Genomic DNA, 26,298 nt, shown 5'->3' on the forward strand with positions numbered 1-26,298 from the left:
CTATCTGTTTTTCTCTGACTACTACGAACAAGTACATGTATGTTAATGGAACCGCCGTGTACCGAACGGTACGCACGGTGGTGTGAGAGGACGGGATGTCAACTAATGGCATCCCTCCTACTCGATTGCTCCATCCGCCGTCCTACAGGATGCGCGCATCCCGCCAGGCGGCGTAGCCCTCCTCTGTGATCTCTCCCGAGTCCAAAGCGCTCCTCATATTGGCCCACTGCCTCAGGGCGGCGTCCAGCTTGGGAGCGTGCTGCGCCGATCCGTCAACGCCCATGGCGGCATTGCCCGCGTCGTCAACGCTCGGCACGGCCCCGCATCCCGCGGCCTCAAGGCGAAGAAGCAGCCCCAGCACGTCCTCTGCGGTGGACAGGCCGAAGTCCACGAGGTCGGACACGCTCTTGCCGAGCAAGCCCGCTATCACCTCAAGCTGCTCGTCGGTCGGCTTGCGCGCACCGCTCTCGACCATGCTGACGTAGGACTTGCCGACGCCCATGGCCTCGGCGAGGTGGTGCTGACGAAGCCCTGCGGCCTTCCGCGCCTCCGCGATGTTTCTCCCGAGCTCTTCTGACACCTCGACCCTGCCTTTCTCGACCAAGCGGAGCGCTCATGCCCGCGCAGGGCAAGTCTAGGGCATAGGCGGGGCGTATGCGAGCGCCTTTCGCCAACCCTCCATATGCGTCGGCCTAGCGCACCTGCCGGCACAGCGCGCCTCCCATATCCCCTTCCTTTCCTGTACCCCGCGCTTCTAGGCGCATCTCATCGTCCGCACATGCTCGCCTGCGAACCGCCGTCGTGGCAAGGGCCGCAAAACTTTTCTCCGGAGCGACGCACAGCACACGACCGTAGAAAACTCGGGCCTTTCGGTTTTGCTTTCCCCCTTGCCGCGCCGCCGAACCCCAGGCGCGCAAGCGGACAGATGAGCCGCGCCCGGAAGGCGCGGGAGGCTTTCAGGAAAGGAGGATGAAGTGATCCGGCTTACCACCCATCGGCAGGCGACGCGCCGGCCCCGACGCTTCGAGGAGGCGCATCATGCCTAGGCGCAGCGCGAACCGCGCGAACACAGACCCGATGTTTGCCTTCTGCAGGCACTGCGGGCAGTCCTTCCCGGCAAACGAGCAGGCGGTTCAAGGCGTGTGCCCCGACTGTCTGGAGCTTCTCTACTGCGTCTGCGACGGTTGCGGGAGCCTCCACCACATAGACACCTCGCGCATCGTCCACGACACCGACCAGGTCCTCTGCCCCAGCTGCGCGGCGATCGTGGCGACCGAGTGCGAGTGCTGCCACGAGATATACAGCGCCAACACCCGATTCGTCCGCGACAACGCAGGCCGCCTGCGCTGCCCTGGCTGCGCAGAGGAATACCGCGAGTGCCAGGGCTGCGGCAGGCACTTCCACTACGACGACCTCGTCGAGGACGATTGCGGCGACCTCTACTGCTGGCAATGCACCAACGGCGTCGACTTCCGGGGCGTGCACAGCTACTCCTTCAAGCCGGAGCCGAAATTCCACAGGCTGCCCGGCGAGGACGACAACTCGCTCGTCTTCGGCATCGAGCTCGAGATGGACGGCAACGACCCTGAAGCCGCCATCAAGCGCATCACCTCGAAGGTCGGCGAGGACTGGCTCTACTTCAAGCACGACGGGTCGCTCAACGAGGGCGCAGAGCTCGTGACGCACCCCATAAGCCCCGCGTACATCCTCTCGGACGAGGGTCGGGCGATGTGGAGGTACATCTGCGAGAGCGCGAAGGCCGAGGGCATGCGCAGCCACGACGTCGGCACCTGCGGGCTCCACGTGCACATAAACCGCGACTTCTTCGGAAGCAGCGGCGCCAAGCGAGACATCGCCGAGTACAAGCTGCTCACGATCATGGACCGCTTCTTCGAGCCCATGGTCATCTTCTCGCGCAGAAGGCCCGAGCAGATTGGCCACTGGGCGCAGCGCCTCTCGCTCCCGAAGACGGCAGACAACTGGCTCACGAGCGCGAGGTCGGCGAGCAGGATCTCCAAGGGAACCAGGTACTACGCCCTGAACACCACGAACCGCTACACCATGGAGTTTCGCATCTTCCGGGGCACGCTCAGGTTCGAAACGCTGATGGCGACGTTCCAGCTCCTTGCGGGGCTGTGCGACTTCGCAGCGCAGGCCACCCCGGGTCGCCTTCAGACGATCAACTGGTACGAGCTTATCGACGAGGCGATAGCCCACTGCCCCGGGAGCACCGAGGAGCTTGAAGCGTACCTGCTGGAGAAGGAACTGATGACGGAAAGGAAGGAAACGAAATGTGCGTAATCGTATTCAAGCCGGAAGACCACGAGATGCCGACCCGCGAGACCCTTCTCGCCTGCTGGGAGCACAACCCGGACGGCGCGGGGATCATGTACCCCGCAGCCGGCGGCGTGCGCACCTGGAAGGGCTTCATGGAATGGGCCGACTTCGAGAGGGCGCTCGACGAGCTTGAGCGCACGGTGGACCTTGAGGCCGTTCCCGTCGCGCTGCACTTCCGCATCGCCACCCACGGCGGCGTCAAGCCCGGGTGCTGCCATCCGTTCGCGGTGTGCAAGGACTACAAGCTGATGCGCAAGACCGACAGAGTCTGCAAGCTCGGGTTCATGCACAACGGCACGCTCTCGGGCCTCGACACGAGAAAGGGCGTCTCCGACTCGATGGCGTTTGCGGCCAACGTTTTGCTGCCCCTGACTCACCTCGACGACGACCCCCTCTCCAACAAGTGGATCGAGAAGGTGATCGCGTCTTCCACCCAAGGCTCGCGCTTCCTGCTCATGAACGCGCAGGGCAGTGTCAGCGTCTTCGGCGACTGGAGCCAAGTGGACGGGATCCTCTACTCCAACCTCAACCACGTGCGATACACCTACTCGGGCTGCTACGGACAGCCGAGCCTCTTCGACGCCTTCATGGGGTTCGGAGGCGATCAGACAGACCTGCTCGACTACGGACTCTACGAGGCGTGTGCCAACTGCGAACTACTCGACGAGTGCATGACGTTTGCGCCCTACTGCGCGACCTCGGAAGAGGCTGAGTCGATGGCCGAATACGCCCTGCCGCGATGAAAGGAAAGACGATGAAAAGCGATTTGGAGAAACACGGCGTGAAAGCCGTCGACGCCATGGTCGTCCCTGTCGGCCAGATGCCCCGGAAGGCTCGGCTCAAAGCCGACAGCAGCGGAAGCTTTCTGCGCGACATGCAGTCCCGCGTCGGCGGGCCCATCGAGGCCATCCCCGGCATCTTCGACGGCAGACCGGTCGTCTACGTCAACGAGGAGGACAAGCTTCCCTGGAGCAAGTGTCTTCCGAACAGGGCCGTCTACGCAGATGACATCCAAGAGCCCGTGGATATCGTGTTCGGCGACATGCTCTGCGTGGGGCTCGACGTCGAAGCGGGCGAGCTGCGAGACATCTCAGCCGAGGAATGCCAAAAAGTGCGCGAGCGCTTCGGAACCAAGGACTCTATCGAGTCGGCTAATCGCGAGATCATGAAGATGGTCGAGAGGAATAGCAGAAAGCGCGCAGGATGACGACCGCGCCTGCAAGCGCCCCTCTGCGGGAGCGCATGGCCCGAGGCTTTCGCCGGCACCAACCACGCTCTTGGCGAACCGGCCGGAACAAGCCTTGCCACCATGCGCTCCCGCAGAGGGGCAGCTGCGCAATTACTGCGCAGGATCAGACAGGCTCATCCCATGCCATACAAGCTTTCAAGGGCGCATATAGACGCAAGTTCACCGGAAGGCCGTCTATTTGTGGCGGTCTTTTGATATTGCATCTCTTTTAACTACAAAATTTCTAAATTCGTGCAGCATGACGTATAATCTGGCCCATGGAAAAGACTCTCGACATATTGATTGAGCGTTTCGGCTACGACGCGCCCATTCTGGCGTGCGACCTGGAGGAGACCTTCCCCGACGTACCCAGGAGGACCATCTATTCCAGGCTGAACCGCCTGATCGAGTCGGGTGCGATCGAGCGCTACGAAACGGGCGTCTATTACATCGCCTCCACGACAATACTCGGCAAGACCCCCCTCAACCCGTTGAAGGTGATCGAGAGGAAGTACCTTCGCGATCCGGAAGGCGGCGTCTGCGGGTTCTGGAGCGGGGCCACCTTGGACAACAGCGAGGGCATCTCCGAGCAAGTCCCCATGCGCTACGAGGTCGTGACCAACAACGCATCATGTGCGCAAAGGGAGGTCACCGTCGGCGGATACGTCAAGTGCGTGGTGCACAAGTCGCGCGTCGACGTCGACCGGGACAACGTCGACTCCCTGCGGTTCCTAGACGTGCTGACCAGGCGCAAGCCCAAGGAGCTCACCGACGGCCAGCGTGATGCCGTGAAGAGGCTGGCGGAGGGCCTGTCCAAAGACGACCTTCTGGCGCTCTCCATGGCCTACCCCCAGAAAACCACCCGCCGCCTGGTAGAAAGCGAGATGCTCGGTGTATTTGCATAACGATCCCGAACTGTTCAACGCTGCGGTTCTGACGACGGCAAGCGAGCTGAAGCTCGTTCCGGGCTTCGTCACCAAAGACTACTTCATCTACATGGTGCTCAAGGGGATCACGGCGCGATATCCCGACATCATCTTCAAAGGCGGAACAAGCCTGTCGAAATGTCATGGCGTAATTGACCGGTTCTCCGAAGACGTTGACTTGGGCGTCGAGGCGGAGCACCTCACGGAGGGCCAGAGGAAGAGGATCAAGGCCGCAGTTGTCGACGCCATCTCAGATCTCGGGCTTGCCGTCTCCAACCTCGACGAAATCAGGAGCAGACGCGAATACAACAAGTACCTGGTCAGGCTCCCCGAGCCTTTGAGCGCTGCGGGCCTGAAAGAGGACTTGGTCGTCGAGACTGCGTTCATGACTCCCGTTTCCCCCAGCGTCGAAAAGACGTTCAGCTGCTTCATCTACGAGTGCCTCAGGGAAAGGACCGGAGGCGAGGAGCTTCTCGAGCGCTTCGACCTAGCACCGCTGCCGTTGGCGGTGACGTCGCTCGAGCGCTGCTTCTGCGACAAGGTCTACGCGATATGCGACTACTATATGGGAGAGCGCCCCGCCGAGCGCTGCTCGAGGCACCTCTACGATCTGCATAAGATGCTACCCGTGGTTACCCTCGATGAGAAGATGCTCGACCTTTTCGCGAAGGTGCGCTTGCAGCGAAGATCCCTGCCCTACTGCCTTTCGGCCGAGGACGGGGTGGTATTGAGCGAGGTACTGAACGAGCTTATCAACAACAGGTACTATGCCTCAGACTATCGCGAAGTGACCTCGAAGCTATTGAACGAGCCCGTTGCCTACGAGGAGGCCATCAAATCGGTGAGCTTGATTGTCGATTTTCTTGACAAGCAAACATTGCCGTCGCAGAAGTGAAAGAGGATGCCGGACTTCGCCTGTTTCGCCGCTCGGCCACGGTCATCGTCACACCCACTTCGGTAATCATGACGTCGAAGGCCACGACAGCGTCTCGGCCCACATGCCCCGCGCTCGCCCATGCGGCAGCGCCCGCTCGAGGGTGCGGCGGCGCGCACCCGTAGCCCTCCCAGCTCCCGCCCTAAGGCACGCCACCCTTTCCGGCCTCCGCTCCCTTGTCCCTTAAAAGGTCGCAGGGAACCAGGTCGTGCGCAAGGGCGCGCGACACTTTCCCGAACTTTTCCTCCGCCTCTCGCACATCCGGTCCCTCGGAAAACTTAGGGAAACTGCCGGAGCGCAACCGAATCGGGAGCATGCGCCCCTTCGCCTCCCTCCTTGCGCGCGCCCAGAACCCCTACGGCCCCGTGCCAAGGGCGGAGCCCGGAAAGGGGCGGCTCCGCAGGAGCAGGCAGGAGGCCAGCATGGGCTACTACGTCGAAACCGCAGACTACATCACCATTCCCCTCGCCAACGTGGACGCCGCCTGGGAGGCGGCCAAGCAGCTCAACCGACGCGACGACCTGAAGCACGGCGGCCACTATCCCGCGACCCTTGAGCGTCCCCGAGACTCCAGGTCGGTCTCGATGAACCCGAACAAGTGGTTCTCGTGGCTTCCCTGGGACTACGACGTCCGCTACGGATCGCTCGACGAGCTCCTCGAAGAGCTCGGGTTCGAGTCAGTGGAAAGGGATGCGGACAGCCTCAGGTTCGGAGTCTACAACTCCAAGACCGGCGCGGAGGAGAGCTTCTTGAGGGCGCTTGCGCCATTCGTCGCCGACAACCAGGTGATGCGCTGGATGGGCGAGGACGGCTGCACCTGGCAATGCGTGTTCGAGGGCGGTCGGATGACCATCCGCTGACGCCCACTGCTTCGGGAACAGGCGGTGCGGAATAGAGCACCTGCATAATGCACGAAACGCACCGCTTGACCATGTCCAATCATCGCAATGGCCTCATGAAAGGAGCACGCCATGATATCCAACATCGAACAGGCGAAAAGCGGCACCGCAAGCGAGTCGCGAGAGCCGGTCTACTATCCTCTCGACGAGAGCGCCGCTCGCACGGCGCACGAGATGAAGAGCTTCCGCGGGTACAGATCGGACGTTCCGGATTACCGCTCGGAAGTGGACAAGGCGTACGAGCTTGCCGGCAAGGTCGCCGCCGAGAAGCCGGAGCACGCGGAAGAGGCGTACAGGCTGGCAAAGGGGTTCTCTCGCAAGTACGCCAAATGGCTGAACCGGGGATATCGCATCGAGGCGATGTGCCCGAGCATCCTCGTGGCGGGGCCCGCCGGGGTATCGCCCTCGAGAAAGGAGCGGCAGAGCCGGGCTCTCGACTCGCATATGGCCGAGCGCGCCGACGTCATGTCCATCATCGACAGGATAGGGCGCCTCGCCACCACGCCCGACGTCATCAAATGCGGAGACGCCGAGGCCGTTGCGAAGCTCGCCGAGAAGGTCGAGAGGCTGAAGGCGCGCCAAGAAACGATGAAGCTGGAAAACGCCCGCGCCCGCAAGGAGGGCCGCGAAGCCCCGCACCCGGGCTGGGAGCTCTCCAACAACCGCCAGAACCTGAGGGCGGCCGAGAAGCGGCTCGAGGCGATCGCCCGGCAGAAGGAGACGGGCAGCTCCGAGCGCACCGCAACCATCCTCGGCGAAGAGGCCCGCGTGATCGAAAACGCAAGCGAGATGCGCCTGCAGCTCGTCTTCGAGGACAAGCCCTCGGAAGAGGTTCGCAGCCTGCTGAAGAGGAGCGGCTTTCGGTGGTCGCGAAAAACCGGAGCGTGGCAGCGCCAGCTCACACACAACGCCCGCTGCGCCTTAGGGATGATGGAGGACGCTGATCACCAGTAGCTTCTCATTGGCAGAAAGTTCACTAAATTAGTGAACTTTCTGCTATAATGTGGATACACGGGAAGAGCGGACCTTCCGAACCCAGCACCGCCCTTCCGATGCAAAGGAGAACCGAATATGAGAGTGCTCACCGTCAACAACTACAAGGGCGGCGTGGGCAAGACCACGACCGCCGTGAACCTCGCGGCCATCTTCGCTGGGCGGGGGAAGAGGGTTCTGCTCATCGACTTGGACCCGCAAGCGTCCGCAACCGACTTCTTCGGGCTCTACGACGCAGGCAGGCGTGAGAGCCGAACCTCCATCGAAGTGCTCTATGAGGGGCGCCCCATCGCCGACGTCGCATACAGCACCAAGGTGGACAACCTCTTCATGGTCCCCTCTGTCATAGACCTGGCGGACCAAAACGAGCTCGCGCTGTCGGAGAACGCCTTGAGGTATGCCCTCAAAGACGTTGCCGACAACTACGATGTGGCGATCATGGACTGCGCCACCACCATGAAGCGGCTGTCCCTTTGCAGCTACATCGCAGCCGCCGACAACGCGGGCCTCGCGATCATCCCGGTCAAGATGGACGCGTCTGTCATGCGCGGGGTCGACCTGACCATAAAGGGGATAAAAGCCGCGTCACGCATGAGCAGGCTTGCACCCCCGACGATACGGCTCCTCCGGACGGTGGTGCCGGGCAGCCAGACCAGGTGCCAGGCATGCGGGGAGGACATCCTCGACACCTACTTCCCGAACATCCAGTTCGCAACCTCGATACACGCCTCGACCAAGGTGGGCGAGGGGTCGTGGACCTGGGACGCGGTCGTGTCCTTCGCGCCGAAGAGCCGGCCTGCGAAAGACTACCTCGCGCTGGCAGACGAGGTGGACCATGCGCTCGGCTAAGGAGCTCGCGAGGTCGTTCACCCTCTCGGGCGTGATCGACGAGATGACCGAGACGCGCAACCGCTACCCCGTAGAGCAGATCCCCGCAAAGGAGATCGAAGAGCACCCGGGAAATGCCGTCTACTCCATGGACGAGCGGGCGATTGTACAGCTCGCGGCATCCATCAAAAGGGACGGACTTACCGACCTGCCCTTGGTGAGGCGCCTAGACGACGGAACCTTTCAGATGCTCTCCGGGCACAGAAGGCGCGCCGCTTACCTGCTGCTGGCCGAGGAGGACGACGCGTTCTCCCGGATGCCCTGCCGCGTGGTCGAGGGCGTTGACGATGACCAGGCGCTCGTCATCCTGCACTCCGCCAACTTCTTCACGCGCGAGCTCACGGTCACCGAGCGCGCGCAGGCCACGCGCGCCCTCGACGGAAGGGTCGAGCAGCTCCGCGAAGAGGATCCCGGGCTTTCGGGCATGCGCACCGAGGACATCAAGGCGAAGATCATATCCGAGCAGACCGGCAGGCAGGTGTCCGGGCGCACCATCAGGCGCACCGAGGACACGGCCAAAGCCATCGAGACGCAGCTGTCGCTCGGCTGGCGACGGGCTGCGGAGGGCGGGCTGCTCTCCGACGAGGCCATCGCCATGCTCGCAGGGCTTCCCGAGCGGCAGCAGCAGGCCCTTCACGTGAAGTGGTCCCAAAAGAAGCTCGGAAAGAGGGCAACCACCTGCTTCATCAAGCAAGAGGCGGGGCCTGAGGAGGCGGACCCGAGGCTCAAGGCGGCAGACGCGGCGATCGTCCGGTTCCTCCGCAACAAGCCCGATACGCTGCGCGGCTGCGACCGCGAAATGCTGGACGCGCTCGGACGCCACATCCAGCAGCTGGAAGAATCGTACTAGCCAAGGCCCCGGCAAAGCCCGTGCCGCATACGTCGAGGGCTCTGCCCTCGTTTCGTCATAGCAAGTATCCCGTCGCGTGGACACATCCACGCGACGGTGGCGGCCTAGGGTCGCAGGAAGCGCCCTCAGGCCACCAAACGGCAAAGCCGCCGCTGGCCGGCGGGCAGTCGCTTCAGCGGGGGAGGCCCCGCACCCCTGGGGAAAGGAGGCGTTCGCATGAGCGACGAGAAGACGAAGAGGACATCGGACTTCCACATACGCATGACCGAGGACGAGAAGGCGAGGCTCGACGAGGTTGCCGGCATGCTCAAGATCACGCGCTCCGAGCTCGTCCGCTACCTCGCCCAGATCCCGGTCGCAGAGCTCGAGCCGGGAGCGCGCCCCGCGATCTACTTGGACAAGAGGGCGCTCGCGCTCATCCATCGCGAGATGCGCAGGTACGGGACGAACTTCAACCAGGCCACGCGCGCGCTCAACACCATCGCGTTGCAGACGCGGGGGCACAAGCTGCGAGCACCCGAGATAAGCGAGGCGCTGGACGGCGTGAGCGCGCGGCTTGACAAGGCAAATGAGAACCAGAGCCGCGTTCTGAGAGCCTCGATGCGCTTGAGGACGCAATGATCGTGAGGTGAGACATGGCATTGTTAAAGCAGATAGCGGGGCACACGAGCTGCGTGCCGGTGCACAGGTACCTGGAGCGCAAGATGCGCGCCATCGCCAAGGAGCTCTACAACTTCGAGGGATGGGACGAGCGCGACTGCGCCGGGCGCGACCCTGCGGAGAGAGACGCCGTACGCTGGGGCGCGGAGATGGACTTTATCAGGCGCGCCTGCGGAAACGACACGCCCTGGCACGGAAGCCCCGCCCGCACCTACAAGCATTTCGTCATATCCCCCTCGCCGAGCGACAACGTGAGCCTTGAGGACTTAAAGGCGCTTGCCCGGGACTGGGCGCTTGCCCACTACGCCGACCACCAGATCGCCATCGTCTGCCACGACGACAACGAGAACCGCATCCCCCACGCCCACGTCGTAGTCAACAACACCAACCTCTCAACAGGACGCCGCATGCACGATGACGACGCGCTAAAGCTCAACCGCGACCTGCAGAGAATGGCACGCGAGCGCGGCCTTTCCGCGTTCGGGGTGGACAAGGAACCCGATGGCGCGTACGCGAGGCTCGCGCAAAGGCGGGGCGAGACCGAGGTTCGTGGGCGCACGTCGCAGCGGCGCATGAGAAGCCGCGCCGAGGCGGAGCTTGTCCGCAAGGGGCAGTACTCGTGGGTGGCCGACATCCGCGACAGGGTGGTCATCGCCAGGTCGCTCGCCCACAGCAGCCAGGAGTTCGCCTCCGTGCTCGCAGCGCTCGGCGTAACGGTGTCGGAGAGCAGCCGAAAGGGCGCGAGCGCCGATTGGGTGTTTTCCCTCGCTAACCACCCGACCCGGCGCGTCTGCGGTGGCAAGCTCGGAGCGTCGTTTAGTCGCGCGGCCCTCGAGCGCTCGCTTCCCAGGCGCTCGGTCGCCTTCTCGGGAGAGGCGCGCAGCCGCGAGCTCATGAGCCGCGCGAGCAGCGCCATCGAGCTCAGAGACCTGAGGGGGCTCCATGAGCTGGCAGATGCAATGGACACGGCCTGCAAGTACCGCCTCGACTCTACAGACGCCTGCGACAAGGCGATGGCGAGGCTCTGCGCGCGGGCGACGGCAGCTCCGACGCCGCATGAGCGTAAGCGCCTCGACGCCCAGATCGCGCAGATCGACACGGCGAAGCGCACCCTCGCCCGACTGGGCATTCTGCCCGACGCATCGCCTAGGTCCCGCAAGGCGACAGGCGGCGACATGCGCTCTACAGGATGGGCGGCGAGCACCCGCCGAGATGCGCACGCGCAGACGAGTAAGGACCAGCAGCGACACGCGGACGAGAGGGCCGGTCGATGAAGATAGAAATCCTCTACGCGAACTCGCGCATTGACGTGTTCGACACCGACAAGCTCTCTCCGAGAGAGCCCTTCGCCAAGACCGCCGCCATCGTGAACTACGAGCTGCGCTGCGACCTGTTGGGAGAGCGGGGGCTTTGGCTGTGGGTGCACACCTACGACACAGGCACTCCGCAGTGCGCCGATTCCGAGAACCCGCCCGTGGGCACCCGCAAGCGCGGCTGGAGGTTCCTCCTCGCAGAGGCGGGCGAGCTGGACGACGTCGAGCGCATAACCGCCGATGGGGAGGAGATCTCCTTCCGCATCGGAGGTGAGCTCGTCGACGCAGTCCGCTTCCGCTCGATGGTGGAGCTTCTGGTAGACGATGCGGGCAGGAAGTCGAAGGCGACGTGCGCATGCGAGCTCTACGACATCCTGTCCGAGGCGCAAGGGTTCTCGGCGTCATCCCCGCTGGGAATCGCCCAAACGTTTGGGTTCGGGGTGCGCGCCATGGACGCGGCGCTTGCCCTCGGGGGAGGCGCGGGCTTAAACGACTTAGAAGACAACTGATGGCCGAACCTGAAACGAAAGGACAAAAGCAACCATGCAGAAGCCAACCGGAAGGAAAATCACGGTGGCGTTTGCCGCCTGCGCAAGCGCCCTGCTCGTCGCGGCGGCCCTGTACGCCTCAAGCTGCGGGGAAAATGACCTCGCGCACGACGCGGAAGCAGAAGCCATGAGCCCGACCGCCGCAGCTCGCGAGAACGCCGAAGACAGCCCGCCCGAACTGGCAGAAAGCTCGCCGGAGGACAGCCCTGCGGATGACGTCGGCGAGGCGTCCAACGCCATACCTCCGGCCGATGGCCAAGATGCGTCGTCAAGGCCTCCTTCTGCGCAGGCCAGCGCCGCGCCGCCCGATGCGCAACCCCGAAACAACGCTGGCGGAGACGCAGCCAGCAAGCCAGCCCCGCAGGAGGCGAGCCAGAGGAAATGGGTCGAAGACGAGGCGCAAGTCTGGATCGAGGACAAGGCCGCCTGGAGTGAGCAGGTGCCCGTCTACGGCACCGAAGAGGTCTCCGTCTGCAACATCTGCGGCGAGGACATAACGGGCAACACGTCGGCGCACGGTAAGGCGCACATGCTCGCAGGGGAAGGATCAGGACACCACAGCGAGGTCCGCCAGACCGTGGAGGGCTACCGCAGCGTGGAGCATCCCGCAGAAGGCCATTGGGAGACGCAGGTCATCGGCGGCCATTGGGAGTGATCGTCGGAGCGGCCCGCATGTGCACCCGCCATCACCAGCTCCAGCGAACGTGTTGCCGCTGACGCCCGCCGAAGGCGGCCCGCGATGCCACGCAGTGTTTCAAGCCCAGCAAACCCATGTTCTAAGTCCCTCGATGGTCGAGTGCCGCTCCTTTCCAAGTCGGTGCACCGCCTGTTTTCCAAGCGACCTCCCGTACGACATGCCCCGCCTCTCCTTCAGCCGCAAAGACTCGCCGGGAACCCGCAGAGCCGCAAGGGCCGCGAAAAACTTTTGCATGATGAACGACACTCCATTCCCTGCAAAACTCACACCCTCCGGGTTTTCGCTTTGCACCCTTGCGCCTCCCGCAGAACCCCGGCGCGCCTGCGCCCAGAAGGCGAAGCAAGGGGCATCGCCGAGACGATCAGGAGGTCTTCACAATGGGAAACAGGGCAGTCATCACAACGCCGAAGAAGGATCTGGCGCTTTACCTGCATTGGAACGGCGGACGCGACACGGTGGAGCCGCTGCTTACGTACTGCGAGCTTCAAGGGTATCGACCGCCGAGCTGCGACAGCTACGGATGGGCGCGGATGGCGCAGGTCATGGGCAACTTCTTCGGAGGTGCCTTAAGCGTGGGCATCGATCGGTTCGACCGGCTCGGCGATCAGGGTGACAACGGCGTCTACGTCATCGACGGCTGGAAGATCGTCGGCCGCATCGAGGAGGAGCTCGACGACGACTACAACGTCACGGGCTGGCACGAGTTCCCTGAGTCCCGCGAGCAGCACGAGCACGACTTCGACGACATGTTGCGAAGCTTCGATGAGGCCATGCCGAAGCGTCTGCGGCTCGGTGCCTTCCTGGACTCCATCGAGATTCCCGTATCCGAGCTGAAATTAGGCGACACGGTCTGGATGCGCGAAGTCGACGGCACTATAAGAACCTATCCCGTCATCGGGTTCGGAACCGACATGGTGAATGGGGCAGACAGGACGGGCTGTGCCTACGTTGCGCGCTACGGTCGCAACGGCGACTACTCCCTGAATCCCAACAACTACCCGCACGGGAAGACGTGTCGGATCGCGCCTCGCAAGTAGGTCGCCCTAAACGCCGTCGGCCCGAACGGGCAGGCGGCATATCCTCCAACTCATCTCACACAGAAAGGATCGCCGCAATGGGATACAGAAGCGAAGTCAGAATCGCAACCACGAAAGAGGGTTACGGGCAGATGTGCGACCGCATCGAACTTGCCAGCGCGGGCTTCAGCACCTATCCGCTGATGGGCCCCGGGCGACGCCCTGAGTTCTACGAAGAGGACAGCGACTGCGTCGTTTTCGGCTGGGACTCCATCAAATGGTACGACGGCTTTCTCGCCGACGTCACGAACGTAACCGACGCGCTCGACAAGCTCGAAGAGGACGGCGTCCCTTATGAGTTCTGCCGCATCGGCGAGAGTTGGGAGGACATAGAGTTCAGAACGGTCGGCAACAACGATGAGCTCACGATGCACGTCGAGCCCTCCGTTTACATTGAAGTCCTCTGACCGCTCGCGCAGCCCATTGCACCAAACGGGTCATGAGTCTTTTCGGTGCCGGCATTCTTCGAGGCGAACCGGAACGGGATCCTTTAAGAAGGATGCCGCCGAAAACGACGTTCCCGTTGCCAGGCGCACCAAAGGCTGGCGCTTCTTACTGGCATCGGCCACAGAACTTGAGCATGTCGAGCTTGTTGTGGTCGATGGCGAGGAGATCGTGAAACACGTGCTCGGGGAGCTCATCGACCTTCAGAGCTTCGACGAGAAGGCATACGAGTGCATCGGCTCGTCATCGAAGAGTCTGCACGAGCGGATCTGCGAGCTGTACACATATTCGCGAAAACTCACCGGTGAAGATGAGCCCTGCGTTCCCGGAGTGCCGAGGAGCGTCGCGTCGAAGCTCGTGGCGGCGAAGCTGGCAAGCGAAGCGGAAGAAGACGGCGAGGAAGAGAAATGGGGTGATCTCGATGAGGTTGGTCGGTAGTTTTGTTCGCTGGCTCATCAAGGCAGTGTTTCGGTTCATGTAGGGAGTGAGCAGGTTCCAGTTTATGGCACCAAGGAGGTCTCGATTTGCGACGTATGCGGCGCGAACGTCACGGGCAACACATTGGCGCATGGCAAGGCGCACATGCTTGCAGGGGTTGGCTCTGGACATCACAGCAAGGTCAAGCAGATCGTCACCGGTTACAGCACCGTAAACCATGCAGCAGAAGGCCATTGGGAAACCAAGGTGGTCGGCGGCATTGGGAATAGATTCGGGGAACCCGGCAAATTGTCGATCATTCGGTAATCGTTGTGTTTGAGTTTGCGGTCATAGAAGAGTACCAAAATTTGAGGTGCCGGATTGTCACCTCAAACGACACTGAGGGTGGACATATGGACAGGTCTCAAGCGTAATACTCTCTTACCAATTCCAGCAAATCGTACGTGTTTTGGATATGTTACTGATGTCTATTGCGTTGCTCTCGGTGTGGTGCTTCGCAGTTCATCGGTGTGGGGTTGACTGAAAAATCGGCGTGGACGGTCTGCATGACCCTTGGAAACAACTAGGCGGAACCGCTTTCGCGACTCCGCCCTACAAAACCTCGAAGGTTTTTCTATCTGTATGCATTATACATCCTGAAACCAAGCTTGCGTGACGTTCACAAGAAAACCGAGTGACGATCTGATTACGTCGTTCTTCGGCATCGCCTTCATTGCTTCAGCCATAGAAGTACATAGTGCCGCCAAGTTTTTAGTCGCCCTCGTGTGGAGCTCTCCGTCCTTGATCAGTTCCTTGTGCAGGTAGAGAAGCGAGGCAATCTGCTGAAGACGCGGGTTCTTCATTTTCGAACTGCGCTGGCGGGGTGAGATGCCGATCTCCGCCAGGGCGTTGCTAACGTTGTTGTTGGTTTGAATTCGAGTTGCCTCGGAGCTGAGTCCGTTGAGAATGGCAGAGCCGTGTGCAGTAGCATTCCTGACCATCTTCGATTGCCGGAGGAGGTAGTGCTCGTCGAGGAGCGTCTTGTCATCCCACCGCCGTGCACAGAAGAGGTAGAAGTCGATGAAGGCCCCGAAGGTAAGCAGCTCGGCGAGCACCCATACAGGAGGACGCAGTCCGTACTTCTCTACGAGAGCACCGCTGTAGGCATCTTTACTGAGCATAATAAGCTCGTGTTCACGGCGATTACGGTCATGCTTTGACAGGCTCTGCATGTATTCTTCGACGATGACGTAGCCGTCCTCGTCCACTTTTTCGGTGACTCTCTTGACAATGCCTACGGCTGCGGCATGTTCCACATCTTGAGTCAGTGGGAAGAGTGTCTCCCGAAGAAGCCCGTCAAGCCGGTAGAGCATCACCAGGTTACCGAAGTCGAGGTTGATGTACTTGCCGTCGTTCTTGCCGCCGACGTACTTCTCAAAAAGCACGCGATAAGAAGCGATTTGGAAGTAGAACGCGCGGGTTGTGAGCCACGTGCGCGCTTCTTGTTCGCTGCACAGCTCAAACTTCACGCCTTTGGACTTAAGATGAGCTATCTGCTCATCTGCGGTCAGCTTGGGCTTTGGCTGCTTGCAGGGCTTGGATTCTTCTATGTTTCCGTCTGCTTTTGTCATGTTTCCCATTTTACATTCTGCTCATTTGGCTCGCCTCGTATCTCCATGATCAGCCCCCTATTTCCACTATTTGGTCGAGGGGATTCCGTAGACGACAGTTCTGAAGCAAAAGAATGAGCAGTGTTCCACTCATTGCTAAACACCGTTTCGAGCTGAAGCGATTGACGTCAAGTTGGAATCGGGTACTATACAGTTAGCAAAGCGCCCGAACGGTGTGCAATACACCTACCTTCGGCGCTTTCTTTGTGCTTGGGGCGCGCTTAGCACAACGGATCTATAGACGCGTGAGACACCGTAGGCAATTTACCGGCGTCGTACACGGTGCGAGCCGCCAAGCTGTGACGGTGAGTCGAGCGCCCCGCGAGCATGACGCGACGATGCCCGCATCGGGTACAACGAGCCCATCACCAGCAGTGTTGCGAACGCAACAGCCTCGAAACACACCCTGAAATACGAATGCGGACCTGGTCAAATCCCGAAGAATCGAGCTACAGCAGGATGTCGCCTAGCTACGGGAAGGACGACTGCTGCGCATGACAGCGAGCAGACGAGCGAGAGCACGAAGACGAAGCCCATCTGAGCCCCGGCATTGTAGACCGACACACCGCCTCCCCCGAAGACCCCGTAGACGAGCAGGACGACGAACGCCATGTGCGTCAGATAGACGACCGTGCTGACATTCCTGGCGACGGGATGCCCGGAACCCGGGGATACCTTACCGACAGAGAGCAGGAAAACGCCCACCGACGCGGCGGCGCAGAAGGGCAGGTGCTGGTCCGCGCTCAGGAGGACACAGCCCGCCAGGCCCACAGCAACCAGAGCGGGGGCCACGGCGGGACTGAGCCGCGGCAGCTCGTCGGACCGAAGTCCGAACACCATCCCGAGCGCGACGTAGAAAAACCCAAGGAACAGCCCGTTGCGGACGTTCAGGAACACCGCGAAGTAGAGCTCGACCGGCAACGCCACCCATGCGGGCGCCGCTTCCCACCCGCGCAGCAGCAGAAGGCCCCAGCCTGCCAACATGGCGCAGAGGGCGACCGCGAGGATGATACGCGGGCCAACCCCCCCCGAAGCATTAGGTAGATAACGGCGAACGACACCGCCGCAGCGAGCAGGTACCACAGCGGCCACGAGAAGACCGACTCCCCCACAAGAAGGAAGCCCCGCGCCCACCGGGCGGCGAACCCGGCGACGCCCCAGCCATTGAGCCAGGCACCGAAGGCGTCCACCGGCAGGTACACGAGCATCCAGATTACGTACAGCCGGAGTATCCTGAGCGCCGTCCCCTTGACGCGGAAGAGCTTGGGGGCACCCTTTCCGACTACGTCGGCTACCGAAAGCCCCTTGAAGCACAGGAACCCAGATGCAATGAAAAAGAACGGCACGGCGATGTTCTCGACCGCGAGCAGCAGGGAGCCGGCAATCCCGCCGAGCATCCCGAACGGGCGCGTGTGTATCTCGACCACCACGATGGCCATGACGAGCTTCGCAACGTCGATCCCCGGATAGGAGAGCCTCTGGCGCTCATTTTGAAAACCCATAACAACCTGCTCTCTTAATCTGTCATCCGACCATGGTGCGCAATACGGGAGTCTTCGCCAAGAATGAGCACATCATTCCAAACTCGTAGTCGTCGAGACCCCACTTGCCGACAAGCATCGCGCAGAGGGTGAGGTGTAGAACTCCGTCCACCTTGCTCGTCGTTGCACTCATTTCAAACTCGTGCACCTGCCTCGATATCCTTGGTAACAATCCGAGCTGCCTTCACGATCACGTTATCGCCAACATATACGGGGCCGAAAACGCAGGCATTTGTGAAAACAGTGCAGTTCTTCCCAAAATGAGGCTGAGTGAATACGCTTCCTCGAGAATCGTCACGAACACGTCCGAGAGAACCGCCAAGGGTCACACCTTGGTAAAGGGTCAGCGGACCGTCACTAACCACATCGGCGCCAACTACGACTCCAAGCCCGTGCACAAGCTTGAATCCAGGCGCTAGCCGAGCTCGATAGTCTAGATCAACGCAGTACATGACGCGATTTAGATACCAAACGACTTTGGCGAAGGGCTCAAGATGCAGGCGGTACAACATGGCAGAGAGTCTGAACAAGGCAACGGAATGCCAGCAGGGATTAAAGAAGAAAGTGCCTATGGTACGAGAGAAGCCCTTCCCCTCGGCACTGGCCTTGAAATCTTCGGATATATTCATAGCTCGTCCGACTCCCTCTTGATCAAATGAAGCTTCATCATGACGTTCTTTATCTGATTGCGTTCATAGTCATTCAGACCCCATTTGCCAACGATGAGGGCATAGAGTACGAGATACATACAACCGCCGAGAAGAAAAGAGAGAATGCCGTTATAACTTTCGAGACAGAGACGATAAGCAGCAACCGCCAGCGCCGTCGCAAGACAGAAGGGAACAGCAAGTCCTCGTATCTCATTCCAGAAAAGATGGATATCAAGTCCAATGTGCTTTGAGTAGTACCAATTCATGATAAGGCCGTTGCCAACGAACATACAGAGACCGCTTGCGAGCGCTGCGCTTACAACACCAAAACGAGGAACGAGTAAGACGGAGGCAACCACATTCACGATAGCTAAGGCAAAATAAACGATGCCTCTAAAAAGGTACCTGTCTTCGACCTGCATGATAGTGAGACCAAGATTCTGAATCAGATCGACGGTCATCGGCACCATGACCACAATCGCAATCCAGAAGGATGCCTCATAGCCTTCTCCGGCCCAAATGGCGATAAAATCTTGACCGAGAACGAAGAAGCCACCTAAGATGAGAGAGCAGGCGAGGAAGGTCACCCTGCCAACCTTCGCGAAAAGGGCGGATATGGCCCCCATGTCTCGATCATGATGATAAAGAACCGAAACGCGCTGGAAAAAGACGCCCGAGACGCCCATACCTGCTGACATGTAGGCCTTGTAGACTTGAGAGCCGACAGCATACACAGCTACAGGACCCGCCCCGTAGAAGTATGCAACGACAAGGTTGCTAGAATTCCAGAATACTTGGTCGGCGACGGCAACCAGTACGATCGCTACCGAGAAGCCAAGGAGATCCCTGACAAGCTTCTTGTCCCAGCCATGGAAGGTATACCTGATTTTCAGATAGCACTGCGCAAAGATGCGCTGGAGAGTCGAACTCAATATATTCATAGCAAGGATAACGAATGTCACGATAACGGCGTTGGGGTAAAAGTGAGCTACTATAGCAACAAGAATAGGCTGAGCTGCCAGCGCGACCATCGAAACGCCCTTGAGAAAGACAAAACGCTCGTTAGCGTTTATCGCAGCAACATTAACAGCATTGTTAAAGGTTACAACGGCGTTTGCCGCCATGACCACGAGCATAATGGAGCACTCATCAAGTTGAGAGTCGGTGAAGGATCCGGCGTATGCGCCGCGAAAGACTGGAATGATGGCGCCAATGATAACGAGGACAGCAATCGAAAGAACCCAGTAGAGCCGCTTTGCGATGGCGAGCGTGCTCTCCATCATATGTTCATTCTCCTCAGCCTTGTACATGCTATAGTACCGACCGACCCCGGCAGAGAGAATGCCGTTGATCGAGATAACATAGGTCATAATGGAACCCACAGTCTGGTAGAGACCGTACTCGTCTTGGCCAATTGTCGACAAAAGCAGGGGGACATATATAAGGTTAACGACAATTTGCACGGCAGTGTAGATATAGGAGACGACGACACCCTGCTTCCTGCGCCTCGCGGAACCTCCTTCACCATCCAACGCAATGCGCTGACCGATGTTCTTCGCTATGCCCATGTGCTACCCCCACACCAGCGCAGATAACCTTCAAGCTCAGCGTAGAGTGTGAAGATCTGGTCAGGTAAGGCGTCAAGTGAGTATGCTTGTGCGAGGAGGCGTACGAGAACCATGGCCCTCAGCCGAAAGAACATCAAAGAAAGATGGGGATCGGGATGAATGATATGCGTCCGAAATCCAAGAAGCGAGACTTGGTGTTGCCGAAACCCACACCAAGTTTTGTTGCAAACCTTCCCGGAAAGCAGACGAAGACAACCTATGTCAGAGACGATCAGCCAACTTGAGAGATTTTCGATACAGCCCATATTATTACCGCCGTACCCGGAAGAGAGGCTCATGATGAAAAGATTCTTCGACTGAAGCCGCCGGATTCCACGAGGCCATCGTAGATCTGCCGTTTTTGAGCGCTCTTGCCTTGAGAAAGGCGGCGTACAATCGCCAATATCCATTGACAATAAGCTTGAAATCCAAGTTATACTCCTGGACAAGCGACCCTAGACATGCGTTGCACCGCCATGCTGGGAAGCGGTCGTCCATCCACCCGAAGAATGCGTCTTTGAGCTTCGAAGGATCCGGGCACGCTTTGACAGCACGCACGCCACCCCAGAATAGAACATGGAGTATGCACAACGCCTCAAGCTCCACAGCATACTCCGCACGGTTCTCGGATGAGATCTGCTCGAGCATGCCATCGGCGGCGTCGAGTATGTCGAGCAAGCATCCCTCTGGCACATCATGCAGGATGCTCATGGGATGCTGCACATAAAGGTAGGGCGCTGACTCCGTCAGCGCAACCTCACCGATTGCAAGCAGCAAGGCGACAGCGGAAGCCATATCCTCACCTATCCTCGGCCCTTCAACAAGTCGCACGCCCGACTCGACAAAGTGCTTTCGACTATACAGCTGTCGCCAGAGCGAATCGCTCTCCTTTATGTGACGGGAAAGCGATTCGCTCTGGCGATAGGAACCCCTCCAGGGACAACAACGTGAGATCAGCGTACCGTCTGGGGCAACGCGATCATAGTTGAAGCAGAGAACCCCTGGCCTGTTCTTCAGAGCTTCCGCGAGCACACGAGCAAGCTCTGACGGAACAAGACGGTCATCGGAGTCCATGAAGAGAAGGTATTCCCCTGTAGCATGGGTAACACCCCAAGCCCGCGCGGAGTTTTGCCCACCGTTTGCTTTACGAAAGACGCGAGCGTTAATGTCGTATTGGTTGACGATCCGAAGCAGAGTCGTGCCGTAATAGGGCTCTGATCCGTCGTCTACAATAACAACCTCAGGATGAAACCCCGCCGCACCGCATGCTTCAATGGAAGCGAGACAAGGGCGAATATATTTTTCTTCGGTGTTATATACGGGCATGATGATAGAGAGAGGTGGCCCCATGCGAGAATCGATCATCGAACACCTCCATGACTCTTTTTGGCTTCGAGCCAAACGGAAAGAGGCCGGGAGCTTTTCATACACATGCAGGTCTGTAACATGGCGAGAGCAGCAACACTCCTGCGAGGTATGAAAGGCCACGCTTGTACGAGTCGGTCCCGGCGGCGCTGAAACTCACCCACTTCCGGAGGAAGCCATGAGCCGTCGAAGTGATGGATGGTTCTCGTGTTCTTTGTAAGGCGGAGTTGCTTTGTTCTGTAGTCCTTCGGGCAGAAGTAATCCTGCGGATAGAGCGTGAACCCAGCAATCGTCTGTTTCTCTCCATTGAGAACAAGACCCTCGTCGAGGCACGCCTCCGTAATGTAAATTACGTTGGTGGTAGTGTCGAACGTGCCGTCTGGCTTCAAGAAAACGCGGTTGTCGTAGTCACGCAGAAGGCGCACGAAGAGCGGAAAGGAATCCCGACAGGCCATTAAGCCTGTCGGGATTTGGGTCTCCGACTCAAAACCTGAGAAAGCTTCTTCGTCAAGGAATAGGTCTAGAGACCCTAGCACCTCCACATCAGTGTCCATGTAGATGCCTCCTTCGTGCGTCAGAATCCAGAGTCGCGCATAGTCGCTGACAAAAGCCCATTTCTTTGCTTCATAGGCTTCGCGGCAATAACGGTTCTGCATAACATCGAAGTTGGACTCATCCCAACGTTTGATCTCATAGTCTGGACAGTATTTCTCCCAAGATGCAATGCATCGTTTGGCTAAAGGGGAGAGCTGGTTTCCACCGAACCAGATATAGTGAATCACTTTCGGTATCATTGAGAATCCAATCTGCAACTTGAGCTGACTACAGGATGCCAAGGAAAGTCGACGTGTAAGGAACGGCGGCGCTGAAACCTTGCCAAACGAAACAAAAGAAAAACCTGAACATGCAAGCACCTACCACGAGCAAAAAACCGAAGCTTAAGTCATGAGCGTGCGATTTAGAGAAATAGATACCTACATACGGGATGATGAAAAGAGCACAGTATTCCATCATTCTTCCTATAGTGTTGTCGATGCCGCTAAGGATATAAAAGGGAATACAGAGCGCCACAAGATAAGAGAAGAACACCGCATGAACGCGCCAACGCCAATCGACTGCCTTAATCATGAGGAGAGCCCCCGTGACCAGCAGGACGACATAAACAAAACTCGATGTTCCGAACTCGCTACCGTTGTGCGTGCCATATGCGAAGAGCCTCCCGATACCCGCAGCCCCCGAAAGAAATCCAGCAATCTCCCTAAAGAAAAGAATGCCTACGACAATCACAACAAGAGATGAGAATATGAGTATCTGAGACCATTTCTTATTGCCCCACTCGTTCGTTTTTTCATCACGTCGAAACAAAAAGCACCAGAGGAGGCAGAAAACAACTCCGATGAGAGCTGAAGAGTGAATTAAAGCCGCGACAAGCTCCAGAAGAGCAGCCTGGACAAGTTTTCCATCCATAACCTTCAAAACAGCAAGGAGTACAAAGCCCAGAGCGACGGACTGCCTCATCATATTAAAACTCGGAATGTAGAGTATGAGCATATATAAAAGCATGGGTACGCCCAGATGACGCGCGCAAATGCGCCTTGAAACCAAAAACACAGGTAAAACCACTGCAAGCTCAACGGCAAAGAAATAGGCGAACTGCGTCCCAAAGAGTTTAACGACAACATATGAGTACAGCGCGTATAATGGAGCAACATCCCAATAGCTATTGTCAACAACGTATAGATACGACGCGAAACTGTCTGCAACTAGCCCCTGTTGATACAAAAAAGCTCCGTACCCACCGGTATCAGTACCAATATTAAGATCACGTACGCCAGCCAAAAAGCAAAGCGAGAAAAGGGCAAGCACATAGGCCAAAACGGCAATGAGCCTGCCCCGACGCAGAGACTCCGCAGATTTGCCCACTTCAAAGAGGACGGTTGCGAGCATAAATGTCGAGAGATATGGAAGCATCAGCTAGCAACCCCTCATCAAAGAGGAGAAGAGCCTGCGTACACGGGCTAAAACCCAAACAAGACGGAGTCGTCTTGCGGATAGAAGATGTGCAACAAAACGCGTATGTAAGGTATGCTCGGCAAGAAGCGAGCGATCATTTAAACAAGCAGCGACAAAGGGTGATGCGGCGGCGGCCTCCAACGCCTCGCGAGACTCCCTGAAGCCTATGTTCGAGGTATAATGAAGCACGAAATGGCAGATTTCTTCGATACACCTCGGGGCAAAGGCTCGGGTGTACCTGCCAACGTCGCACCCTCCGTCCCACTTGTTGGCATAGGCCGCCAAGTTAGTTTGAACCTTCTCCATGTCGACAAGATACGAACGGCCAATCCGAGAGCTTATGCTCGCGCGGTTTGGGCGATAGAAGTAGAGCACCTCAGAAATGAGCACGGCGCTTCGAGCCCTATCGAAGATAATGGCCGACTGCACGGCGTCTTCTCCCATATTGAGGCAGCCAAATTGCTCGAAGAGTATCTCAGGCCCTACGCAGGGCCTCGCAACAGCTTTGAAGCACATGGCGTTCATACGGTTCGTCGAGCAAAAGAGCTGACGCATCTCATCCGAATCGTAGACTCGATCGGCTACCATAGGAGGAAAGGAGGGATCACTGAAGTCTTCCTTGCGCGAAAAACCGAAGAGTACGACCTCGGCTTCAGTGCGAGTTATAGCCTCGTCGATCTTCCTCAAGGCGTCGGGATGGAGGACATCATCGCTGTCTAGAGAGATTAGATAGTCGCCGCTTGAAGCTGCGAAACCTGCTCTGCGAGCAGCGAGAAGACCCTTGTTCGCCTGGTTGACCACAACAACCGGAAAACCAGAGGTATTACTGAAGTCTTCGCACAAATCAGAACTGCCGTCAGTTGATCCGTCATTCACCAACACGACCTCGAAACCCGCGAAGCCTTGAGAGCGAATGGATTCTAGGCAGTGCGGTAAATACCGCTCGACATTATAGACGGGTACAACAATGGAGAATCTCAATTCCCACCCTCCTTATAAAGCTCTGAGAGTTGGAGTCCTAAATCCTCCAGGGAAAAGCCAGCCGTTCTTACAGCCTTTGCCGACACCACTGTCGAAACTACATCGCGTCCAAATCCCCTCTCTGCAGCTTCACACGCCGCGTGCGCCCATTCCGAGATGTCGCCGAGCGGAAGATACCGGAGTAAGCCCGCAACGTCAGCCTCGCTCGATACGACATCGGAAACAAGGCAAGGCAGTCCATTTGCTTGAGCTTCTACGAGCGCGATGGGAAGACCCTCGTAACGACTGGGCATTAGCAGCACGTCTGCTGAGCTGTAGTAACGCCACACGTCGCCAACGGTACCGACAAAGTGGGAGAAGCTCGAAAGCCCCGCTCTATCAACCTCCGCCCGCAAAGCGCAAGATTCTATCCCTTCGCCAACGAGCAGAAGATGCACGTTTGAACCTCGACTAAGCAATTCAGCAAGAATGCGAATCGCAAAACGGGTGTTCTTTGCGGGAATGCCTGCTCCCACGAGAACAAGCACGGCAGCGCTCCGCGGAATGCCCAGCTCATCGCGAACTGCCCCGCGGTCAACGTGCGAAAACACAAAGCGCTCCACATCTATACCATTTCTCAAAATCGCATAAGGCCTATCAGCAAAAAGCCAATCACCAGCTAGCCGGGAACAGGCAACCCGAGCAGTGGGGGCATCGGCGAATAATTGCTTCAGTATCGAGTCTGCGAGGCGCTTATATAACTCGTCGCTGCCCAGCGACGAGTTATGTGAGTGCACCACTCTCACAACTTGCCCCGCCCTCTTAGCCGCCTCGGCATAGAGCAGAGCAACTCCGTTATTACCGTGGATATGAACAATGTCTGGGCTCATCTCTCGGAGACGTGCTTGAAGAGCATCCGCTGCCATCAAAAGATTAAGAGCATCCGCGGGATTCTTGAGAAGAGTATCGACTTTGAGGCCGAGAGTGTCACCTTCCAGTGCACCTATTGAGAGGATGCAGACATCATAACGATCGGCATCAAGGGCGTGGGCAGCGTTGATAATAAAGCGCTTGACACCGCCCATGCCGACACTCCACTTCGAAACGACGTGAAGGACGTGCTGCTTGTCTACAATGTTCTCTGTGCTCGTAACCCGGGACAAAATAACTCACCTGTCCTCAGCAAGAACGCTAGCAATTTGTTCGCTTGCATGACCATCGCCGTACGGGTTGCTCGCATGAGACATAGACTCATACTCCGACGGATTGTCGAGCAGATACGAGAACTCGCTATAGATTGTTTCTTCCTGTCTCCCGACCAGGCGCAGTGTTCCCGCAGCCACGCCCTCGGGTCGTTCGGTGGTGTCGCGCATGACGAGGACGGGCTTGCCAAGCGAAGGTGCCTCTTCCTGGATACCGCCAGAATCGGTAAGAACGAGATAGCTTCTCGCCATGAAGTTGTGGAAGTCCACAACTTCGAGCGGATCGATAATGTGCAGGTGGTCGAAGCCGTCCAGCTCCTCGTGAGCCGCTCTTCTCACTTGCGGGTTCATGTGGATGGGGTAAATGGCCTTGGTATCCGGATGTTCCTCCATAACACGACGAATGGCACGGAACATGTGATGCATGGGTTCACCCAGGTTCTCGCGGCGGTGGGCGGTGACGAGGATAAGGCGCGAACCCTCCGCCCAGGCGAGTTCGGGGTGCGAGTAGTCGCCGCGTACTGTGGTTTGCAACGCATCAATGCCCGTGTTTCCAGTGACATATATCCGCTCGGCAGGCTTGGCCTCGTCAAGCAAGTTCTGGCGCGAAATGTCTGTGGGCGCGAAGTACCAGCGAGATACTATGTCCACCGCCTGTCGGTTGAACTCCTCAGGGAAGGGGCTCGCGAGGTTTCGCGTTCGCAGTCCCGCCTCCACGTGACCCACCGGGATCTGAAGATAGAACGCCGCAAGTGCTGCGGCGAACGAGGTGGTGGTGTCGCCGTGGACAAGCACAATGTCGGGGCGGGCTTCTTCAAGAACTGCTCTTACCTTGAGTAGCACGTTACTCGTAATGTCGAACAAGGTCTGCCCCGACCTCATGACGGAGAGGTCATAGTCGGGGTTAACCCCGAAGACGCGCAGCACCTGGTCGAGCATCTCACGATGCTGGCCGGTGACGCACACGATCGCCTCGAACTTGTCGGGGTGTGATTTCAGCTCGTTCACGAGCGGACACATCTTTATCGCTTCTGGGCGCGTCCCGAAGACGAGCATGACCTTCTTTCTCAACGTCGACAC

General features: G+C 58.7%; 30 protein-coding genes. 17 read left to right on the forward strand and 13 right to left on the reverse strand.

Going from position 1 to position 26,298, the window contains the following annotated elements:
• Positions 1 to 142 precede the first annotated feature (142 nt).
• Positions 143 to 580, reverse strand: a complete 438-nt coding sequence (locus tag G7Y44_RS09295; RefSeq protein ID WP_165249333.1) for a helix-turn-helix transcriptional regulator — start codon at positions 578 to 580, stop codon at positions 143 to 145.
• A gap of 458 nt (positions 581 to 1,038) precedes the next feature.
• Between G7Y44_RS09295 and G7Y44_RS09300 the strand changes: the two genes are divergently transcribed.
• The 17 genes from G7Y44_RS09300 to G7Y44_RS10350 all read left to right on the forward strand — a co-directional run bounded on the left by G7Y44_RS09300 (position 1,039) and on the right by G7Y44_RS10350 (position 14,537).
• A complete protein-coding gene (locus G7Y44_RS09300) occupies positions 1,039 to 2,301 on the forward strand; it encodes an amidoligase family protein (protein ID WP_165249335.1) in 1,263 nt (420 codons plus the stop codon).
• The gene (locus G7Y44_RS09305) at positions 2,292 to 3,080 is read left to right on the forward strand and encodes a hypothetical protein (protein ID WP_165249337.1); all 789 of its coding nucleotides are present in this window, start codon (positions 2,292 to 2,294) and stop codon (positions 3,078 to 3,080) included. The genes G7Y44_RS09300 and G7Y44_RS09305 overlap by 10 nt, the downstream gene beginning before the upstream one ends.
• 11 nt (positions 3,081 to 3,091) lie before the next feature.
• A complete protein-coding gene (locus G7Y44_RS09310; protein WP_165249339.1) occupies positions 3,092 to 3,544 on the forward strand; it encodes a DUF3846 domain-containing protein in 453 nt (150 codons plus the stop codon).
• A gap of 299 nt (positions 3,545 to 3,843) precedes the next feature.
• On the forward strand, positions 3,844 to 4,470 hold the full coding sequence (locus tag G7Y44_RS09315; RefSeq protein WP_165249341.1) for a hypothetical protein: 627 nt from the start codon (positions 3,844 to 3,846) through the stop codon (positions 4,468 to 4,470).
• Positions 4,457 to 5,386 (forward strand): nucleotidyl transferase AbiEii/AbiGii toxin family protein, encoded by a 930-nt coding sequence (locus G7Y44_RS09320; protein WP_165249343.1) that lies wholly within the window; start codon positions 4,457 to 4,459, stop codon positions 5,384 to 5,386. Before G7Y44_RS09315 ends, G7Y44_RS09320 begins: the two co-directional genes overlap by 14 nt.
• A 461-nt stretch (positions 5,387 to 5,847) precedes the next feature.
• A complete protein-coding gene (locus tag G7Y44_RS09325; RefSeq protein ID WP_165249345.1) occupies positions 5,848 to 6,285 on the forward strand; it encodes a hypothetical protein in 438 nt (145 codons plus the stop codon).
• A gap of 111 nt (positions 6,286 to 6,396) precedes the next feature.
• A complete protein-coding gene (locus G7Y44_RS09330; RefSeq protein WP_165249347.1) occupies positions 6,397 to 7,278 on the forward strand; it encodes a hypothetical protein in 882 nt (293 codons plus the stop codon).
• A 117-nt stretch (positions 7,279 to 7,395) separates the two neighbouring features.
• Positions 7,396 to 8,166, forward strand: coding sequence for a ParA family protein (locus tag G7Y44_RS09335; protein WP_165249349.1), 771 nt, complete (start codon positions 7,396 to 7,398; stop codon positions 8,164 to 8,166).
• Entirely contained in the window at positions 8,153 to 9,055 is a 903-nt protein-coding gene (locus G7Y44_RS09340; RefSeq protein WP_165249351.1) for a ParB/RepB/Spo0J family partition protein, read from the forward strand. The genes G7Y44_RS09335 and G7Y44_RS09340 overlap by 14 nt, the downstream gene beginning before the upstream one ends.
• A 216-nt stretch (positions 9,056 to 9,271) precedes the next feature.
• Positions 9,272 to 9,676, forward strand: coding sequence for a plasmid mobilization protein (locus G7Y44_RS09345; protein ID WP_165249353.1), 405 nt, complete (start codon positions 9,272 to 9,274; stop codon positions 9,674 to 9,676).
• Between the two features lie 14 nt (positions 9,677 to 9,690).
• Complete coding sequence (locus tag G7Y44_RS09350; RefSeq protein ID WP_165249355.1) at positions 9,691 to 10,989, forward strand: relaxase/mobilization nuclease domain-containing protein; 1,299 nt, start codon at positions 9,691 to 9,693, stop codon at positions 10,987 to 10,989.
• Positions 10,986 to 11,537: a hypothetical protein gene (locus G7Y44_RS09355; RefSeq protein ID WP_165249357.1), complete on the forward strand. Its 552-nt coding sequence runs from the start codon at positions 10,986 to 10,988 to the stop codon at positions 11,535 to 11,537. Before G7Y44_RS09350 ends, G7Y44_RS09355 begins: the two co-directional genes overlap by 4 nt.
• A gap of 34 nt (positions 11,538 to 11,571) precedes the next feature.
• The gene (locus G7Y44_RS09360) at positions 11,572 to 12,231 is read left to right on the forward strand and encodes a hypothetical protein (RefSeq protein WP_165249359.1); all 660 of its coding nucleotides are present in this window, start codon (positions 11,572 to 11,574) and stop codon (positions 12,229 to 12,231) included.
• A gap of 419 nt (positions 12,232 to 12,650) precedes the next feature.
• A complete protein-coding gene (locus tag G7Y44_RS09365) occupies positions 12,651 to 13,310 on the forward strand; it encodes a hypothetical protein (RefSeq protein ID WP_165249361.1) in 660 nt (219 codons plus the stop codon).
• A gap of 77 nt (positions 13,311 to 13,387) precedes the next feature.
• Entirely contained in the window at positions 13,388 to 13,756 is a 369-nt protein-coding gene (locus G7Y44_RS09370; protein ID WP_165249363.1) for a hypothetical protein, read from the forward strand.
• Positions 13,757 to 13,964: 208 nt separating this feature from the next.
• Entirely contained in the window at positions 13,965 to 14,231 is a 267-nt protein-coding gene (locus G7Y44_RS09375) for a hypothetical protein (protein ID WP_165249365.1), read from the forward strand.
• Positions 14,232 to 14,375: 144 nt separating this feature from the next.
• Positions 14,376 to 14,537, forward strand: coding sequence for a hypothetical protein (locus tag G7Y44_RS10350; RefSeq protein ID WP_206214459.1), 162 nt, complete (start codon positions 14,376 to 14,378; stop codon positions 14,535 to 14,537).
• 320 nt (positions 14,538 to 14,857) lie between these two features.
• Here G7Y44_RS10350 and G7Y44_RS09380 read toward each other — a convergent pair whose 3' ends face one another.
• The 12 genes from G7Y44_RS09380 to wecB form a co-directional block, all read right to left on the reverse strand.
• Positions 14,858 to 15,841 (reverse strand): Abi family protein, encoded by a 984-nt coding sequence (locus G7Y44_RS09380; RefSeq protein ID WP_165249366.1) that lies wholly within the window; start codon positions 15,839 to 15,841, stop codon positions 14,858 to 14,860.
• Between the two features lie 468 nt (positions 15,842 to 16,309).
• Positions 16,310 to 16,801, reverse strand: a complete 492-nt coding sequence (locus G7Y44_RS09385) for a hypothetical protein (RefSeq protein WP_165249368.1) — start codon at positions 16,799 to 16,801, stop codon at positions 16,310 to 16,312.
• The gene (locus tag G7Y44_RS09390) at positions 16,768 to 17,382 is read right to left on the reverse strand and encodes an acyltransferase family protein (RefSeq protein ID WP_165249370.1); all 615 of its coding nucleotides are present in this window, start codon (positions 17,380 to 17,382) and stop codon (positions 16,768 to 16,770) included. The genes G7Y44_RS09385 and G7Y44_RS09390 overlap by 34 nt, the downstream gene beginning before the upstream one ends.
• A gap of 22 nt (positions 17,383 to 17,404) precedes the next feature.
• On the reverse strand, positions 17,405 to 17,554 hold the full coding sequence (locus tag G7Y44_RS09395; protein WP_165249372.1) for a hypothetical protein: 150 nt from the start codon (positions 17,552 to 17,554) through the stop codon (positions 17,405 to 17,407).
• 1 nt (position 17,555) lies between these two features.
• Positions 17,556 to 18,050: a serine O-acetyltransferase gene (locus tag G7Y44_RS09400; protein WP_165249374.1), complete on the reverse strand. Its 495-nt coding sequence runs from the start codon at positions 18,048 to 18,050 to the stop codon at positions 17,556 to 17,558.
• A complete protein-coding gene (locus G7Y44_RS09405) occupies positions 18,047 to 19,639 on the reverse strand; it encodes an oligosaccharide flippase family protein (RefSeq protein WP_165249376.1) in 1,593 nt (530 codons plus the stop codon). Before G7Y44_RS09405 ends, G7Y44_RS09400 begins: the two co-directional genes overlap by 4 nt.
• Before the next feature lie 309 nt (positions 19,640 to 19,948).
• Positions 19,949 to 21,043, reverse strand: a complete 1,095-nt coding sequence (locus G7Y44_RS09410; RefSeq protein ID WP_165249378.1) for a glycosyltransferase family 2 protein — start codon at positions 21,041 to 21,043, stop codon at positions 19,949 to 19,951.
• Positions 21,040 to 21,837 (reverse strand): glycosyltransferase family 32 protein, encoded by a 798-nt coding sequence (locus tag G7Y44_RS09415; RefSeq protein ID WP_165249380.1) that lies wholly within the window; start codon positions 21,835 to 21,837, stop codon positions 21,040 to 21,042. The genes G7Y44_RS09410 and G7Y44_RS09415 overlap by 4 nt, the downstream gene beginning before the upstream one ends.
• 28 nt (positions 21,838 to 21,865) lie before the next feature.
• Complete coding sequence (locus G7Y44_RS09420) at positions 21,866 to 23,014, reverse strand: EpsG family protein (RefSeq protein WP_165249382.1); 1,149 nt, start codon at positions 23,012 to 23,014, stop codon at positions 21,866 to 21,868.
• Between the two features lie 3 nt (positions 23,015 to 23,017).
• Complete coding sequence (locus tag G7Y44_RS09425) at positions 23,018 to 24,037, reverse strand: glycosyltransferase family 2 protein (protein ID WP_165249384.1); 1,020 nt, start codon at positions 24,035 to 24,037, stop codon at positions 23,018 to 23,020.
• Positions 24,034 to 25,101, reverse strand: a complete 1,068-nt coding sequence (locus tag G7Y44_RS09430) for a glycosyltransferase (RefSeq protein ID WP_165249386.1) — start codon at positions 25,099 to 25,101, stop codon at positions 24,034 to 24,036. The genes G7Y44_RS09425 and G7Y44_RS09430 overlap by 4 nt, the downstream gene beginning before the upstream one ends.
• Positions 25,102 to 25,185: 84 nt before the next feature.
• Positions 25,186 to 26,274, reverse strand: coding sequence for a non-hydrolyzing UDP-N-acetylglucosamine 2-epimerase (gene wecB / locus G7Y44_RS09435; RefSeq protein ID WP_165249402.1), 1,089 nt, complete (start codon positions 26,272 to 26,274; stop codon positions 25,186 to 25,188).
• Positions 26,275 to 26,298 lie beyond the last annotated feature (24 nt).

Origin of the sequence: Adlercreutzia sp. ZJ141 (assembly GCF_011038965.1) — a bacterium.
Lineage (GTDB): Bacteria > Actinomycetota > Coriobacteriia > Coriobacteriales > Eggerthellaceae > ZJ141.

What these genes read in the sequence shown, in the direction of transcription:
- G7Y44_RS09430 (WP_165249386.1), bottom strand. Translation starts at nt 25,101, where the DNA reads ATGGGCGGTGTCAAGCGCTTTATTATCAACGCTGCCCACGCCCTTGAT.
- G7Y44_RS09355 (WP_165249357.1), top strand. Translation starts at nt 10,986, where the DNA reads ATGAAGATAGAAATCCTCTACGCGAACTCGCGCATTGACGTGTTCGAC.
- G7Y44_RS09300 (WP_165249335.1), top strand. Translation starts at nt 1,039, where the DNA reads ATGCCTAGGCGCAGCGCGAACCGCGCGAACACAGACCCGATGTTTGCC.
- G7Y44_RS09405 (WP_165249376.1), bottom strand. Translation starts at nt 19,639, where the DNA reads ATGGGCATAGCGAAGAACATCGGTCAGCGCATTGCGTTGGATGGTGAA.
- G7Y44_RS09310 (WP_165249339.1), top strand. Translation starts at nt 3,092, where the DNA reads ATGAAAAGCGATTTGGAGAAACACGGCGTGAAAGCCGTCGACGCCATG.
- wecB (WP_165249402.1), bottom strand. Translation starts at nt 26,274, where the DNA reads ATGCTCGTCTTCGGGACGCGCCCAGAAGCGATAAAGATGTGTCCGCTC.
- G7Y44_RS09415 (WP_165249380.1), bottom strand. Translation starts at nt 21,837, where the DNA reads ATGATACCGAAAGTGATTCACTATATCTGGTTCGGTGGAAACCAGCTC.
- G7Y44_RS09330 (WP_165249347.1), top strand. Translation starts at nt 6,397, where the DNA reads ATGATATCCAACATCGAACAGGCGAAAAGCGGCACCGCAAGCGAGTCG.
- G7Y44_RS09420 (WP_165249382.1), bottom strand. Translation starts at nt 23,014, where the DNA reads ATGCTTCCATATCTCTCGACATTTATGCTCGCAACCGTCCTCTTTGAA.
- G7Y44_RS09340 (WP_165249351.1), top strand. Translation starts at nt 8,153, where the DNA reads ATGCGCTCGGCTAAGGAGCTCGCGAGGTCGTTCACCCTCTCGGGCGTG.
- G7Y44_RS09380 (WP_165249366.1), bottom strand. Translation starts at nt 15,841, where the DNA reads ATGACAAAAGCAGACGGAAACATAGAAGAATCCAAGCCCTGCAAGCAG.
- G7Y44_RS09370 (WP_165249363.1), top strand. Translation starts at nt 13,388, where the DNA reads ATGGGATACAGAAGCGAAGTCAGAATCGCAACCACGAAAGAGGGTTAC.
- G7Y44_RS09325 (WP_165249345.1), top strand. Translation starts at nt 5,848, where the DNA reads ATGGGCTACTACGTCGAAACCGCAGACTACATCACCATTCCCCTCGCC.
- G7Y44_RS10350 (WP_206214459.1), top strand. Translation starts at nt 14,376, where the DNA reads ATGCTTGCAGGGGTTGGCTCTGGACATCACAGCAAGGTCAAGCAGATC.
- G7Y44_RS09360 (WP_165249359.1), top strand. Translation starts at nt 11,572, where the DNA reads ATGCAGAAGCCAACCGGAAGGAAAATCACGGTGGCGTTTGCCGCCTGC.
- G7Y44_RS09345 (WP_165249353.1), top strand. Translation starts at nt 9,272, where the DNA reads ATGAGCGACGAGAAGACGAAGAGGACATCGGACTTCCACATACGCATG.
- G7Y44_RS09365 (WP_165249361.1), top strand. Translation starts at nt 12,651, where the DNA reads ATGGGAAACAGGGCAGTCATCACAACGCCGAAGAAGGATCTGGCGCTT.
- G7Y44_RS09410 (WP_165249378.1), bottom strand. Translation starts at nt 21,043, where the DNA reads ATGATCGATTCTCGCATGGGGCCACCTCTCTCTATCATCATGCCCGTA.
- G7Y44_RS09350 (WP_165249355.1), top strand. Translation starts at nt 9,691, where the DNA reads ATGGCATTGTTAAAGCAGATAGCGGGGCACACGAGCTGCGTGCCGGTG.
- G7Y44_RS09395 (WP_165249372.1), bottom strand. Translation starts at nt 17,554, where the DNA reads ATGAGTGCAACGACGAGCAAGGTGGACGGAGTTCTACACCTCACCCTC.
- G7Y44_RS09305 (WP_165249337.1), top strand. Translation starts at nt 2,292, where the DNA reads ATGTGCGTAATCGTATTCAAGCCGGAAGACCACGAGATGCCGACCCGC.
- G7Y44_RS09335 (WP_165249349.1), top strand. Translation starts at nt 7,396, where the DNA reads ATGAGAGTGCTCACCGTCAACAACTACAAGGGCGGCGTGGGCAAGACC.
- G7Y44_RS09390 (WP_165249370.1), bottom strand. Translation starts at nt 17,382, where the DNA reads ATGGGTTTTCAAAATGAGCGCCAGAGGCTCTCCTATCCGGGGATCGAC.
- G7Y44_RS09315 (WP_165249341.1), top strand. Translation starts at nt 3,844, where the DNA reads ATGGAAAAGACTCTCGACATATTGATTGAGCGTTTCGGCTACGACGCG.
- G7Y44_RS09400 (WP_165249374.1), bottom strand. Translation starts at nt 18,050, where the DNA reads ATGAATATATCCGAAGATTTCAAGGCCAGTGCCGAGGGGAAGGGCTTC.